Below are 14,337 nucleotides of genomic sequence, written 5' to 3' on the forward strand. Positions count from 1 at the left end.
CTGTCAAGGCTGCCCCCGGACGCCTATTGGCGTGTCTGGCCGCCCATGCTAACGTTTATCGGTCCTGCCGTCCCCAACCCCACACAGAACTCCATGGCGCATTTCCAGACCATCGGCATCATCGGCAAGCAAGGCGACCCCGACAAGGCACGCAGCACCCTTCGCACCCTCTGCGCCTATCTGCGCGCGCACGCGCTCGAGGTGTTGCTCGACGCCGAGAGCGCCCATCTGCTCGATGCCCCCGTCGGCGCCGCCCGCCCGCTCGACGAGCTCGGCGAGCGCTGCGACCTGGTGATCGTGGTCGGCGGCGACGGCACCCTGCTGCACGCCGCGCGCGCACTGGCCGCGCACGACGTGCCCCTGGTCGGGATCAACCTCGGGCGCCTCGGCTTCCTCGCCGACGTCTCGCCCGAGGAGATCGGCTCGGTGCTCGAGCGCATCCTCGAGGGTGAGTACAAGACCGACTCGCGCGCCATGCTCGAGGCGCGCATCCGCTGCGACCAGGCCCCGCCGCGCCGCGCCTGCGCGCTCAACGACGTGGTCATCCACAAGTGGAACACCGCGCGGATGATCGAGTTCGAGACCTATGTCGACGGCGTCTTCGTCAACGCCCAGCGCTCCGACGGGCTGATCATCGCCACCCCCACCGGTTCGACCGCCTACGCCCTCTCCGGCGGCGGCCCGCTGATCGATCCCGGACTCGAGGCCATCGTGCTGGTGCCGATCTGCCCTCACGACCTCGCCCACCGCCCGCTGGTGCTGCCCGCCGAGCGGCACATCGAGGTGCGCGTCGGCCCGCTCGAGTTGGGACACGTGCAGATCACCTGCGACGGCCAGGACGAGCTGCAGCTGCCGCCCGGGGCAACGATCGAGATCACCCGCCACCCCGAGCGCGCCACCCTGCTCCACCCGCTCGGACAGGACCACTACCAGATCCTCCGCGCCAAGCTCGGCTGGGGCGGACGTACCCAGACCCGGCGGGCATGAACGGACACCCCACCGAGCACGGAGGCTGCGCGGCATGTTGACCCATCTCATGGTCCGGGACCTGGCCATCGTCAGCGCCGTCGAGCTGGAGTTCGAGGCCGCGATGAGCGCGCTCACCGGCGAGACCGGCGCCGGCAAGTCGATCCTCATCGACGCGCTCGGGCTGGCCCTCGGCGACAAGGCCGAAACGACGATGATCCGTCCCGGTTGCACGCGCGCCGAGATCGTCGCCGGCTTCGATCTCGGCGCCAACCCAGCCGCGCGCGACTGGCTGCGCGCCCACCAGCTCGAGGGCGACGAGGACGCCTGCATCCTGCGCCGCCTGCTGGTGGCCAAGGGGCGCTCGCGCGCCTATGTCAACGGCCACCCCACCACCGCCGCGCAACTGCGCGAACTCGGCGAGCTGCTGGTCGACATCCACGGCCAGCACGCCCACCAGTCGCTGCTGCGCGCCGAGGCCCAGCGCGACCTGCTCGACGCCTACGGCGGCCACCGCGCGCTCGCCGAGCAGGTCGCCGCCGACTTCCGCGCCTATCGCGACCACGCCCGCGCCCTCGAGCGCGCCGAGCAGGAGGCGCAGAGCCGCGCCGAGCGCCTCGAGCTGCTGCGCTTCCAGGTCGAGGAGTTGGAGGCGGCGGCGATCGATGCCGCGGAGCTCGAACAGCTCGACGGCGAGCAGCGTCGTCTCAGCCATCTCGAACAGCTCCAGAGCGGCACCGCCACCGTACTCCAGGCACTGGCCGAGGGCGAACCGACGATCTGCGATCAGCTCGCCGCCACCCTCGCCGAGATCGAGGATCTCGCCGCCATCGACCCCGCGCTCGGCGAGGCCCGCGAACTGTTGGAGACGGCGAGCATCCATGCCGGCGAGGCGGCCGCGGCGCTGCGTCACTATCTCGACGGGCTGGAGCTCGACCCCGACGCCCTGGCCACGGTCGAGGCCCGGCTCGAACAGCTCCAGGCGCTGGCGCGCAAGCATCGCATCTTTCCCGCCCAGCTGCCCGAATACCTCGCCGAGCGCCGCGCCGAACTCGACGCGCTCGAACAGGCCTCGGTCGCGCTCGCCGGGCTGGCCGAGGCGCGCGAGGCGGCCTGGGGGCGCTATCTCCAGGGCGCCGAGGCACTGGGCGAGGCGCGCACCGCCGCCGCCACGCGTCTCGAGGAGACCCTGAGCACGGCGATGGGCGAGCTCGGCATGGCCGGCGGGCGCTTCGCCGTCGCGCTCGAACCCCTGCCCACCGAGCGCGCCGCAGCCGGCGGGCTGGAACGGATCACCTTCATGGTCAGCGCCAACCCCGGCCAGCCGCTGCAGCCGCTCGCCCGGGTCGCCTCCGGCGGCGAACTCTCGCGCATCGGCCTGGCCATCCAGGTCGCCACCGCCGCCTGCGGGCGCATCCCCACGCTGGTCTTCGACGAGGTCGATGTCGGCATCGGCGGCGGCGTGGCCGAGATCGTCGGTCGGCTGCTGCGCCGTCTCGGCGCCGAGCGCCAGGTGCTCTGCGTCACCCACCTGCCCCAGGTCGCCGCCCAGGCCCACCGCCAGCTGCGGGTGCGCAAGGAGCGGCGCGAGGGCGAGACCCACACCCGGATCGATCCGCTCGACGACTCGGCGCGCATCGAGGAGATCGCGCGCATGCTCGGCGGCACCGAGATCACCCGCCGCACCCGCGACCACGCCAGCGAGATGCTCGACCGCGCCGCCGCCACGCCTCCATCCTGAAACCCGCCCAGAGGTCGCCATCGCACGGGCGCCACCCGGCGCCCCGACGAACCGCACATGAACGTACGCACACGCTTCGCCGGCGGACTCATCGCCATCCTCATCGTCGATCTCGCCGTCGGACTCTACGGTTTCCATCTCCACAAACAGGCCGCCGATCGCGAGTCCGAGATCCGCGCCCGCAGCTCGCAGATCGTCACCACCGCGCTCACCGCCCAGGTCAGTTTCAAGACCCAGGTGCAGGAGTGGAAGAACATCCTGCTGCGCGGCCAGGACCCCGAGCTCTACCAGCGCTATCTGGCACAGTTCGAGCAAGAAGAGGTCGAGACCCGTGCCGCCGTCGCCCGGCTGCTCGAGCTGCTGCGCGACCACGACCCGCGGGTGCGCGCCAGCGCCGAGCGCTTCCTCGCCGCCCACCTGCGCCTCGGCTCGGCCTATCGCGACGCGCTCGATCACTATCGCGCGGAGGACCCCGCCGCCCAGCTCAGCGTCGACCGCGACGTGCGCGGCATCGACCGCGAGCCGACCGAGTTGATCGATCGTCTGGTGGCCGAGGCGCGCGCCCACGAGCGCATCCAGATCGCCGCCATCGACCGCCAGACACGCGCCGCCGAGTTCAAGGTGCTGGCGCTGGTGCTCGGGGTGATGAGCGTGGCCGTGGCGGCGCTGATCTGGCTGCTCGATCGCACCATCGGCCAGCCCATCGCCACCGCAACGGCGATCGCGCGGCGGGTGAGCGCCGGCGACTTCTCCACCCAGATCCAGGTCAGCGGCAACGACGAGCACGCACAGATGCTCCATGCCCTCAAGCACATGCAGGAGAATCTCGCCAACTCCCAGGAGCACCTGCGCCAGAGCGAGGCGCGCTTCCGCCTGCTGCTCGAGTCCACCGGCGAGGGCATCTACGGCGTCGACACCCAGGGCCGCTGCACCTTCTGCAACCCCGCCGGCGCGCGCATGCTCGGCTACGACTCGCCGCAAGCGCTGCACGGACGCGACATGCACCGCACCCTGCACCACTCGCGCGTCGATGCCAGCCCCTATGCAGCCTGCGACTGCAAGGCCGCGCGCACCCACCGCGACGGCACCCCGGCGCGGGTCGACGACGAGGTGTTCTGGCGCGCCGACGGCACCAGCATCCCGGTCGAGTACCACGCCAACCCGATCTATCGCGACGGCAGCCTGGTCGGCGCGGTGGTCACCTTCGCCGACATCTCCGCGCGCAAGCGCGCCGAGCAGGCGCTGCGCAACGCCCATCAGGCGCTCGCCGAGGAGCGCGCGCTGCTTGCCGAGCGGGTGCGCGAGCGCACCGCCGAACTCGATCGCGCCAACGTCGAGCTGGCGCGCAGCGCCCGCGCCAAGGACGAGTTCCTCGCCGCGATGAGCCACGAGCTGCGCACCCCGCTGACCTCCATCCTCGGACTCTCCGAGACCATCGGCGACACCCTGCTCGGGCCGCTCACCGCGCAGCAGGCGCGCGCCATTCACACCATCCATGAGAACGGCGCCCATCTCCTCGAACTGATCAACGACATCCTCGACATGTCGCGGGTGGCCTCGGGGCAGATGCAGCTGCGCTGGGACCAGATCCCGGTCAACCAGCTGTGGGAGGCGAGCCTGCGGCTGATCGGCCCGGCGGCCAAGCGCAAGTCGATCGCCATCGCCACCGACATCGACCCGGCGGTGCGGCTGGTCCAGGGCGACAGCCGGCGGCTCAAGCAGATGCTGGTCAACCTCCTCGGCAACGCCGTCAAGTTCACCCCGGAGGGCGGGCGCATCGGGCTCGAGGTGCGCGCCGACGCCCCCCGGGGCGAGGTCCATGTCTGTGTCTGGGACACCGGTGTCGGCATCGCCCCGGAGCAGCGCGAGCGCCTCTTCCAGCCCTTCGTCCAGCTCGACAGCCGGCCCTCGCGCCAGTACGACGGCAGCGGGCTGGGGCTGGCGCTCGCCGCGGGCATGGCCGAGTTGCACCACGGACGCATCGAGGTCGAGAGCGAGCCCGGCGCGGGCAGCCGCTTCGACATCGTGCTGCCCTGGGATCCGGCCGCGCAGGAGGCCGGCGACGAGCCCGGGAGCCACGCCGCGGGCGACGACGAGACCGCGGAGGCAGACGCGCTCGGCCAGGTCCAGGTGCTGCTGGTCGAGGACAACGAGAGCAACCAGGAGATGATCGCCACCTATCTGCGCATCCGCGGCTGCGCGGTCGCCACCGCCCGTAGCGGCAAGGCGGCGCTGGCGCTCGCGCGCGAGCGCCGACCGGACGTGATCCTGATGGACGTGCAGATCCCCGGCATGGACGGGCTCGAGACCACCCGACGGCTGCGCGAGGCGCAGGCGCTGCGGCGCACCCCGATCATCGCCCTGACCGCGCTGGCGATGCCCGGTGATCGCGAGCAGTGTCTCGATGCCGGGATGGACGACTATCTGAGCAAGCCGCTCGGGCTCAAGGAGCTCTACAACACCCTCACCGGCTGGGTGCGGCGCACCCGCGAGGGCTGAACGGCCGCAGGCTCAGGACAGCACCAGCCGCCGGCACACCACGCACTTGTTCTTGCCCCGTTTCTTCGCCGCGTACATCGCCTGATCGGCGCGGCGCACCAACAGCTCAGGTGAGCTGGCGTGATCGGGATAGATGGCGATCCCGGCGCTGGCCCCGACTCGCACCCCCTGAGAGTGCAGCTGCTCGGCATCACCGATCAGCGTGATCAGCTTGTTGCCGAACTGGTGCGCGGTATCGGCGTCACCGACCTCGGAGAGCAGGATGGCGAACTCGTCGCCGCCGAGCCGAGCGACGGTATCGGCGCGACGCACCCCCTGGCGCAACAACACCGCAACCTGCTCGAGCAGCCGGTCGCCGGCATGATGGCCGAAGGTGTCGTTGACCTGCTTGAAGCCGTCGAGATCGAGATAGAGCAGGCCGTAGCGCCGCCCGTAACGCATCGCGCTCTCGTGGAGCCGTTCGAGCCGGTCGAAGAACAGCGTCCGGTTGGGCAACCCGGTGAGTCGATCGTAGTGCGCCAGCGTCACCAGCTGCGACTCGTAGAGACGCCGACGGATGATGCCGAGCGCCAAGTACCAGGAGCCGACCGCGATCACCAGCAACACCCCGGCGCCGAGCATCAGCAACCGCGTCAGCAACCCGCCGGTGTAATGCTCGATCACCGCCGCCGGGACCTGCGAGACCAGATACCAGACATAACGCTCGGTGCCCGGCGCGGTGCGCGCGAGATGACCGACACCGAGTCGACGTCCCGGCTCCAGCGGATGGAGTTCGGCAAAGGTGAACAGCCCGTTGTCGGTATGGACCTGACCCTGTTCGTGCGCGCGCAACAAGGCCCACTCGCGCGGATAGTCGTTGTCGAAGCGCCGCGCCGCGCGCTCCGGGATCATGAAGCCCCAGGTATCGTCCTCGCGCGGGCTGAGCATCCAGTAGCCATCGGCGTTGAGCAGCGCAAGCTCACCGCTCATCGCCGCACCGGCGGTGGCCAGACGATCGAGCAAATGCTCGCCGAGATAGTTGATCAGCACCACGCCGCGCTTGTTGCCGACGGCATCGAACACCGGGGTGCCGAGCCGGATCATCGGCTTGAGCGGACGCTCGAGGCCACCGTGCTCGATGTTGAGATCGAAGGGCGAGACATAGACCTGCCCGCGGCGCAGCGCCAGGCTGGCGGTGAAGTAATAGCGATGGTGCTTGTCCTGGAGATCGGCGTTGCGCACCACCGCCGGGGCACCGTCGTTGTAGTTGACCCGCACCCGCTCACGCCCCTCGAGATCGAGGAAGCGCAACTGGTCATAGACCCCCTTGAGGGTGGAGAAGGCGAGATATTCGTCGGCGATGGCCGAGCGCAGGTGTTGCGTGTCGCCATCAACGAGCAGCCATTCGAGCTCGTTCTGACCGGCGAGGACGAAGAGGTCGCCGATGACGTCGTCGAAGGTGCCGTGGACGAGATAGCGCAGCAGCTCGATGCGATAGCGCTCCTGCTCGGCGGTGTTCTCGAGATAGCGCTTGACCTCGGACTGGTAGAAGATGGCGCCGAGACCGCCGATCACCGCGGCGATGGCGAGAAAGATCGCGAAGAACAGGGTCAGCGAGTGCGCAATCAGCCGGTCCTGTCGCTCCCCCCCGCCATCACGTTCAGCATCTTGTCCCGTTTGCACCAGGCTCTCGTCCTACCACACACCCGACCACCATTGCCGCCCCAACCGGTTCACGGCACTGGCGCGATGGTACGCCGCCCCACCCTCGGGTGCCAGTCGGCGGGCGGCGCGCGGGACGGCGAGAGCCACCGCCCCGCGCCCTGGCTCAGACCTTGAACTGGCCGACCATCTCCTGCAGCTCGGCGGCGAGCTTGGCCAGCTCGTCGCTGGAGGCGGCGATCTGACCCGAGGTCTGCGAGGTGGTGTCGACCGACTGGGCGATGTTGGCGACATTGCGATCGATCTCCTCGGCCACCGCACTCTGCTCCTCGGCGGCACTGGCGATCTGGGTGTTCATGTCGTTGATCTGCGCAATCGCCCCGGCGATGGTGGTCAGCGACTGGCCGGCGCGGGTGGCCTGCTCGACCGTCTCGCTCGAACGCACGCGCCCCTGCTCCATGGCACCGACGGCGCTGTTGGCCCCCTCCTGCAGGCGCTCGATCATCGCCTGGATCTCCTTGGTCGAGGTCTGGGTGCGACTGGCGAGGTTGCGCACCTCGTCGGCCACCACCGCGAAGCCGCGTCCCTGCTCGCCGGCGCGCGCGGCCTCGATCGCGGCGTTGAGCGCGAGCAGATTGGTCTGCTCGGCGATACCGCGGATCACGTCGAGCACCTTGCCGATCTCGTCGCTGTCGGACTCCAGGCGGTGGATGACCCCGGCGGCCTGCTCGACCTCGTTGGCCAGCAGACCGATGGCATCGATCGTCTCGCGCACCACCCCGGCGCCCTCGGTGGCCTCGCGATCGGCCTCGCGCGCGGCCTTGGCCGCGTCGTTGGCATGGCGCGCGACCTCCTGGACGGTGGCGGTCATCTCGTTCATCGCGGTGGCCACCTGATCGGTCTCGGCATGCTGGTGCTGGACCTGTTCACGCGTCCCGTCGCTGGTCACCGACAACTCCTCGGCGGCCGAGGCGAGCTGGCTGGTGGCGCCACTGACCTGACGGACCAGATCGTGGATGCGGGTGACGAAGGCGTTGAAGGCGGTCGCCAGCTGCGCCACCTCGTCGCGCCCCTCGGCCGGCAGACGCTGGGTGAGGTCGCCATCGCCGCTGGCGATGTCCTCGAGCGCGCCGACCACGCCGCGCAACGGTCGCACCAGACTGCGGCTGAGCAGCACGATCAGCGCGCTCATCACCGCAAGCCCGACCAGGCCGATCAGCACCACCTTGGTGATCATGGCGTTGACGTGCGCCAGCACCTTGCTCACCGGCAAGGCCATGGCGATGGTCCAGTGCTGCTCGGTGCCGGTGAGCGCCAGCGGCTGGGAGATGACCAGCGCCTCGCCATCGAGGCTGTCGCTCCAGCGCTGGGTGACGAAGGACTCGCCACGCTCGAGCGCGGTGACGAAGCGTCCCATGTCCTCGCCGAGCACGTCGGTATCGGTCTCGCGCAGATCCTTGCCGAGACGGCGTTCGTCGGGGTGGGCGATGACCGTCCCCGTGCCGCTGAACAGCGCAGTCACACCGTCGAAGGGACGGATCTTGGCGACCTGGGCCTGGAGATCGGAGATCAGCAGATCGACCCCGACCACGCCGACCACCCGACCCTGCTCGAGGATCGGCACCGCGATCGAGGTGAGCAGCTGATCGACGCCGCCGAGCGCATAGAGATAGGGATCGAGTACCACCGTCTTGCCGCTCTGCTTGGCCAGGCGGTAATAGTCGCGGGTCTCGTAGTCCTCGAGGATCTCGGTGCCGATGGTCTCGCCGTCGCGATACCAGTAGGGGATGAAGCGCCCCGTGGCATCGTGCGCCTCGGTGCCGGCGAAGCGTCCGTCCTCACCGTCGAAGGCATCGGGCTCCCAGACCATCCAGGCGCCGACCAGCTCCTGGTGGTCGCGCAGATAGGACTGCAGCAGCCCGGAGAAATAGTCGCGACGCACCCCAACCGGGATCTCGTCGCGGCCATGGAGCACGCTCATCAGCGCGGTTACCCCCTCGAGCTCGGCCATCACCGAGCTGGCCAGCTCCACGCCCTGGGCACGCGCGACCTCCTGGGAGAGCGCGATGGCCTGTTCGGTGGCCGACTCGCGCACCACGTCGCGCACGAACAGGATCACCCCGAGCAATACCACGATGGTCACCGGGATCAGGGTGACCAATAACTTCTGCATCATCGTCAATCGGTTCAGCATGACTGCGGGCCCTCGTCACGATAGCAATCTATCGATCGGTTGTTCTGTGTACGAAACGGATAGCGACATGCCCGATGCCGTTTTCACGGACATAACAGCGACGCAGAACCAGGCCGCTGAGCTACCATGCTCGTTTGTCTCGGGCCACGACAGAGGAAGGCGGACCATGCCCCCGGAACTACAGGCATTCATCTCGATCGGGTCGAACATCGCGCCGACCCAGAACATCATATGCAGTCTGGAAATGCTCCAGACAATGCCGCAGACGCGGCTCAAGCGCCGTTCGTCCTGGTATCGCACGCGACCTTGGGGAATTGAGAACCAGGCTGAATTTATCAACCTGGTGGTGGAGGTCGAGACCGCGCTCGATCCCGAGACCCTGCTCGAACACACCCAGACGATCGAACAGCGACTCAACCGTCATCGCACGGTGCGCAACGGTCCGCGCACCATCGATCTCGACCTGCTGTTGCACGGCGACCGGGTGCTGACGCTGCCGCACCTGACACTCCCCCACCCCGGTCTGCACCAGCGCGACTTCATGCTGATCCCGCTGCTCGAGATCGCCCCCGAGGCCCATCACCCCACGCTCGGCCCGTTGCAGGCGTTGCGCGACGCGGTGAGCTACCGCCAGATCATCGAGCGGATCCCTCGGCCGGAGACCGACGGGCTGGCCGAACCCGCCTGAGCCCTCAGCCCGCGCCGGGATAGAGCGGCGCGAGCGGCGTGGCGCGGGCGGTCTCGGTCGAGGCGTCGGTCAGCGCCGGCGCAAGCCGCGCCCAGCAGCCCGCCCCGTCCCAGGGCTCGCCCGTCGGGGCATAGAGCGCACGCTCGAGCGCGGCCAGGGTCGCGCCCAGCCCGGGGCGACCGAGCCGCCGCCCCAGCTCCACCGGCCCGGCCGGGGCCGACGCGCCCCAGCGCGCCCGCCCCCAATCGAGCAGCGCCGCGCGGGCCGCGCGCGGATCGTTGGCGCGACAGGCCGCCTCCACCCGGGCCCGCGCCGCGCCGAGATCCACCGAGGCGCTCGGCGGCGCCACCGGCGCCTCGCCCCCGGCACGGCGGCGCCACCACAGCCAGATCAGCGTCGCCGCCCACCCCAGCCCCAGCACCAACGCAACCCAGGGCCAGGGACCGGCCCCGGCCGAGCCCCGCCCACCCTCATCGGTCGCGACCGGTTCGTCCCCCGCCACCGTCTCGGCAACGGCCGCCGAGGCCGGGCGCGAGGGCAGCGGCGCGCCGGGCGCCGGCGCGACCTCCAGGGTGCGCGCCGGGATCACCGCCTCGCGCGGGCGATCGTTGACCAGGTCCCACCAGACCAGACGCACCTCGGGCAGGTGCAGCGGACCCGGGCGGGTCGGGATCAGCGCGATCTCGTAGCGCGCGCTGGCGCGCACCTCGCCGGCGGCGAGCCCGTCCTCGACCCGCGGACGACCGGGGTAGCGCTGCGCGCCCTCGACCTCGGGCAGCACCAGCTCGGGGAGCTGGGTGGCGCTCGCGCCCTCGACCTCCAGCGTCAGCACCCGCGTCAGCGGCTCGCCGACCACCGCGCGCGGCGGGGTCTCGGCCCAGTCCTCGCGCAACCGCACCGCGCTTGCGGGCAACCAGGGCTCGGCGGCGGCGTCCGGGCGCGCTCGCACCTGCAGGGTCAGCGTCTCGGCGCGCTCGACCAGCCGCCGCTCGCCGCCCCCGGCGCCGAAACCCGAGAGGCTGGGGAAGTCGCGATAGAGCGCTCCCGGACGGGGCGCGGCGGCGAAGATGACATCGAGCCGCGGCCCCTCGACCCGCAGCGCCCCGCTGTGCTGGGGGATGAGCAGATAACGGCGCTCGACCCGGGTGTACTCGACACCGTCGACCACCGCGCGGGAACTCCGGTCCTCGCCCAGCGGCTCGACGATCGCGCCCTCGGCCAGCGGCGCCGAGAGCGCCGCCTGCAGCGGGCGCTCGCGCAGCAGGATCGCCACCCGATAGACCAGTGCCTGCTGCACATAGGGGGCGGCGGTCTCGACCTCGGCCTCGACCCGGGCCAGGGGCGGCGCTCCCGGCTCGGCATCGCGCCGCGCCCCGGCCTCCACCACCTCCACCCGGCGCGGCTCGGTGCGCGCCGCGCCGAGCGTGATCGGGGCGATCTCGATCACCCCGGGATGACGCGGCGCGAGCACCAGAGTCCATACCCGCAGCCGCGAGATCGTGCCGTTGATGATCCGCATCTGCTCGGCATGGCTGCGCTCGAGCACCTCGAAGTCCTGCTCCAGCCGACGCAGATCGGGCTCGCCCTTGAGTCCTCCATCGGCGATCAGCCGCGCCACCAGAGTCTCGTTGAGCGCCAGGCGCTGGCGATCGAGATCGAGCCGCAGCTCAGCCGACTGCGCCAGGGCGCCGAGCGACCAGCCGACGAGCAGGAGGATGAGCAGAACAGGCGACCAGGGTCTCACGGCAGACGTCCCTCCCGACGCAGGTGTTGCAACAGAAAGCGTTCACGCAGCAGCCCGCCGGGATCGTCCGGCACCCGCCGCAGCTGGGCATCGAGGGCGCGGGCGCGCTCGTCGCCGAGATCGGCGTCGGCGGCCTCGCGCGCGCCCGCCGCCTCGGTCCCCGCCCCGCGCCCGGTCCCGCCGTCCTCGGCACCGGACTCGGACTCGGGATCGTCGCCCACCCCGTCATCCCGGGTCGAGGGCGAATCATCGGGGCGCGACGCGGGCGGCTCATCACCGTTGGGGTCGGGCGTGGTCTCGTCTTCCGCGGCGGGCGCCGCGTCCGTCGGCCCGTCCGACTCGCGCCCGGATCGCTCGCCAGCGGCTGAATCGTCATCCCCCGAGCCGCCGTTATCACCGGGCTCATCGGCGTCCTCGGGCGGCGTCCGCTCACGCGCGGTCTCGACCAGTTCGAGGTTGTGACGGGCATCGGCATGGTCCGGGTCGCTCTCGAGCACCCGGCGATAGGCGGCGGCGGCCTCATCAAGCCGACCGAGCCGGGCGAGCGCGTTGCCCCGGTTGTACTCGGCCTCGACCCCGGGCACCCCGGCGAGCGCCGCCAGCGCCGCGGCCGGATCACCGGCGCGCTGCAGCGCGGTGGCGCGCCAGGCCGGATCGCGGAAGTACTCGGCCGCGCCGGCGGCGTCCCCCGCCGCGAGCGCCCGCGCGCCCTGCTGGTCGGGACGCCACCACAGCCAGTCCCAGCCGTCGGCGCGCGCCGGCGGCGCGGGCCAGACCAGCACCGCCACCACCAGCAGCCAGCCGCGACGGAAGGCCAGCGCCGCCAGCGGCAGCAGCGCGAGCAGCAGCCAGGGACCCTGGTCGCGCCAGCGCGCCACCAGTTGCTCGTGCTCGCCCGGACTCGGGTCGCCGAGGGCGAGCAGGCGCTCGGTGTCGCGCCCATCGGCGCGCGCCTCCAGATAGCGCCCGCCACCGACCCGGGCGAGGCTGCGCAGCGCCTCCGGGGTGAAGGGGGCGAGCCGCACCGCGCCCTCGGCGTCGGTGACCAGCCCGCCCTCGGCCAGCGGCAGCGGCGCGCCGCCGGGACGACCCAGCGCCAGCACCGAGAGCCGGTGTCCGGCCGCGCGCAACGCGCGCGCCGCGGCCAGCGCCGCCGCCGGGCCGTCGAGGGCATCGGTCAGCAGCACCACCTCGCCGTGGCGCGCCCCGGCGCGATCGAGCAGGGCGCCGGCCTCGGCCAGCGCCAGATCGGTGCGGCGCGGGCCCTCGACCGGCAACAGAGCGGGTTCGAGCAGCGGCACCTGCGCGGCGATGGTGCGCGCATCCGTGGTCAGCGGCGAGACCAGGAAGGGCTCGGCGCCGAACGCGATCAGCGCCACCGCGCCGTCGCGCTGGCCGCGCAGCAGGTCGAGCAGCTCGAAGCGCGCGCGCGCCAGCCGCGAGGGCGCGAGGTCGGCCGCGCCCATGCTCGGCGAGAGATCGAGCAGCAGCACCCGCGACACCCCGCCCTCGAGCAGCGGCTGCGGCGCGCGCTGCCAGGTCGGCCCGCTGAGCGCGAGCACCAGGACCATCCCGCCCAGCGCGGCGAGCGCCAGCGGCCAGCGCCGCGTCCCGCCGTGCCCGGGCACGAGCAGCGCCTCGAACAGCTCGGGATCGACCAGCGCACGCCAGCGCCCCGCCCCGCCCCGGGTCCGCGCCGCCGCGACCAACACCGCCAGCAGCGGGATCAGCGCCAACAGCCACCAGGGGCGCAACAGATGGAAATCAGCCATCCTCCGTCCTCCACGCCCCCAGCCGCGCCGCCGCGATCAGCAGCGCCAGCAACAGCGCGCCACCCGCCGGCCAGGGATACAACTCCACCCGCGGGCGCAGCGCGCGCGCCTCGCGCGCCTCGGGCTCGATGCGGTCGATCTCGTCATAGACCGCCTCGAGCGCCTCACTCGCCCCGGCGACGAAGAAGCGCCCGCCGGTGCGCGCGGCGATCGCCTCCAGGGTCTCGGGGTCGAAGCCGCGCCCCTGGCGCAGCAATCGCAGCCCGAGCCCGCCGAGCCGACCGTCGGCGCCGCCGCCGATCCCGATCACGTGCACCCGCACCCCGGCCTCGGCGGCGAGCGCGGCGGCCTCCAGCGGGGCGATGTGACCGACGGTGTTCTCGCCGTCGGTGAGCAGGATCAGCACCCGCTCGCCCGCAGACGCCTCGCGCAGCCGCTTCACCGCCAGCGCGATCGCATCCCCGATCGCCGTCTCCCGCCCGGCCAGACCGACCACGCTCTCGGCGAGCAGGGTCGCCACCGTGGCGCGGTCGAAGGTCAGCGGGGTCTGCAGATAGGCGCGCGAGCCGAACAGGATCAGCCCCAGCCGGTCGCCCTCGCGCCGCTGCGCGAAGTCGCCGGCCAGTTGCTGTACCACCGCCAGACGCGACACCCGACGGCCTGCGAGCAGATAGTCGCGCTCCTCCATGCTGCCGGAGATGTCGACCGCGAGCATCAGGTCGCGCCCGCTGCGCGGCACCCCGAGTGGCTCCCCGACCCACTGCGGACGCGCGCTGGCGAGCACCAGCAGCACCCAGGCGAGCAGCGCGAGCCAACGCCAGGGTCGCGCGCCCCCGCCCGCCGGGCCGGCCAGCCCCGCGGGCAGCAGCGTCGGCGGCAGGCGCAGCGCCGCGCCCGGCGCCCGGCGCGCCGGCGGCAACCGCCGCGCGAGCAGCGGCAAGGGCAGTGCGAGCAGCGCCCAGGGCCAGGCCAGGGAGATCATCGTCCGCGCCCCTGGGCGCGGATCCAGCGCTCGACCAACCCGAGTAGCGCCTCGGCGTCGACCGCTGACGCCTCCGGCGGGCGATAAGCCTGCTCGACCAGCGCCCGGCC

9 protein-coding genes are annotated in these 14,337 nt (G+C 71.8%); 4 read left to right on the forward strand and 5 right to left on the reverse strand.

All coding sequences use genetic code 11. From position 1 onward, the window contains the following. Positions 1 to 93: 93 nt before the first annotated feature. From ACAM26_RS12320 to ACAM26_RS12330, 3 genes are read left to right on the forward strand one after another with little or no spacing between them, the layout of a single operon-like run. On the forward strand, positions 94 to 987 hold the full coding sequence (locus ACAM26_RS12320) for an NAD(+) kinase (protein WP_369613778.1): 894 nt from the start codon (positions 94 to 96) through the stop codon (positions 985 to 987). 34 nt (positions 988 to 1,021) lie between these two features. Continuing rightward, on the forward strand, positions 1,022 to 2,707 hold the full coding sequence (recN, locus tag ACAM26_RS12325; protein WP_369613779.1) for a DNA repair protein RecN: 1,686 nt from the start codon (positions 1,022 to 1,024) through the stop codon (positions 2,705 to 2,707). A 57-nt stretch (positions 2,708 to 2,764) separates the two neighbouring features. After that, positions 2,765 to 5,206, forward strand: coding sequence for a response regulator (locus ACAM26_RS12330; protein WP_369613780.1), 2,442 nt, complete (start codon positions 2,765 to 2,767; stop codon positions 5,204 to 5,206). Positions 5,207 to 5,218: 12 nt separating this feature from the next. Here the strand turns inward: ACAM26_RS12330 and ACAM26_RS12335 are convergent, their stop codons facing one another. Together ACAM26_RS12335 and ACAM26_RS12340 are read right to left on the reverse strand one after the other, a co-directional pair. Next, positions 5,219 to 6,868, reverse strand: a complete 1,650-nt coding sequence (locus ACAM26_RS12335; protein ID WP_132229449.1) for a sensor domain-containing diguanylate cyclase — start codon at positions 6,866 to 6,868, stop codon at positions 5,219 to 5,221. A 145-nt stretch (positions 6,869 to 7,013) separates the two neighbouring features. Further along, positions 7,014 to 9,041 carry a methyl-accepting chemotaxis protein gene (locus ACAM26_RS12340; protein WP_369613781.1) on the reverse strand — a complete coding sequence of 676 codons (2,028 nt, stop codon included), beginning with the start codon at positions 9,039 to 9,041 and terminating at the stop codon, positions 7,014 to 7,016. Positions 9,042 to 9,207: 166 nt separating this feature from the next. Here ACAM26_RS12340 and folK point away from each other — a divergent pair, with 166 nt between their 5' ends. Then, positions 9,208 to 9,729, forward strand: coding sequence for a 2-amino-4-hydroxy-6-hydroxymethyldihydropteridine diphosphokinase (folK, locus tag ACAM26_RS12345; protein ID WP_369613782.1), 522 nt, complete (start codon positions 9,208 to 9,210; stop codon positions 9,727 to 9,729). Positions 9,730 to 9,733: 4 nt separating this feature from the next. Here the strand turns inward: folK and ACAM26_RS12350 are convergent, their stop codons facing one another. From ACAM26_RS12350 to ACAM26_RS12360, 3 genes are read right to left on the reverse strand one after another with little or no spacing between them, the layout of a single operon-like run. Next, positions 9,734 to 11,473 (reverse strand): BatD family protein, encoded by a 1,740-nt coding sequence (locus ACAM26_RS12350; RefSeq protein ID WP_369613783.1) that lies wholly within the window; start codon positions 11,471 to 11,473, stop codon positions 9,734 to 9,736. After that, positions 11,470 to 13,245 carry a VWA domain-containing protein gene (locus ACAM26_RS12355; RefSeq protein WP_369613784.1) on the reverse strand — a complete coding sequence of 592 codons (1,776 nt, stop codon included), beginning with the start codon at positions 13,243 to 13,245 and terminating at the stop codon, positions 11,470 to 11,472. The genes ACAM26_RS12350 and ACAM26_RS12355 overlap by 4 nt, the downstream gene beginning before the upstream one ends. After that, the gene (locus tag ACAM26_RS12360) at positions 13,238 to 14,227 is read right to left on the reverse strand and encodes a VWA domain-containing protein (RefSeq protein WP_369613785.1); all 990 of its coding nucleotides are present in this window, start codon (positions 14,225 to 14,227) and stop codon (positions 13,238 to 13,240) included. The genes ACAM26_RS12355 and ACAM26_RS12360 overlap by 8 nt, the downstream gene beginning before the upstream one ends. Between the last annotated feature and the right edge of the window lie 110 nt (positions 14,228 to 14,337).

Source organism: Marichromatium sp. PS1 (assembly GCF_041155115.1).
Taxonomy (GTDB): Bacteria; Pseudomonadota; Gammaproteobacteria; order Chromatiales; family Chromatiaceae; genus Marichromatium; species Marichromatium gracile.

What these genes read in the sequence shown, in the direction of transcription:
- ACAM26_RS12360 (WP_369613785.1), bottom strand. Translation starts at nt 14,227, where the DNA reads ATGATCTCCCTGGCCTGGCCCTGGGCGCTGCTCGCACTGCCCTTGCCG.
- ACAM26_RS12330 (WP_369613780.1), top strand. Translation starts at nt 2,765, where the DNA reads ATGAACGTACGCACACGCTTCGCCGGCGGACTCATCGCCATCCTCATC.
- ACAM26_RS12320 (WP_369613778.1), top strand. Translation starts at nt 94, where the DNA reads ATGGCGCATTTCCAGACCATCGGCATCATCGGCAAGCAAGGCGACCCC.
- recN (WP_369613779.1), top strand. Translation starts at nt 1,022, where the DNA reads ATGTTGACCCATCTCATGGTCCGGGACCTGGCCATCGTCAGCGCCGTC.
- folK (WP_369613782.1), top strand. Translation starts at nt 9,208, where the DNA reads ATGCCCCCGGAACTACAGGCATTCATCTCGATCGGGTCGAACATCGCG.
- ACAM26_RS12355 (WP_369613784.1), bottom strand. Translation starts at nt 13,245, where the DNA reads ATGGCTGATTTCCATCTGTTGCGCCCCTGGTGGCTGTTGGCGCTGATC.
- ACAM26_RS12340 (WP_369613781.1), bottom strand. Translation starts at nt 9,041, where the DNA reads ATGCTGAACCGATTGACGATGATGCAGAAGTTATTGGTCACCCTGATC.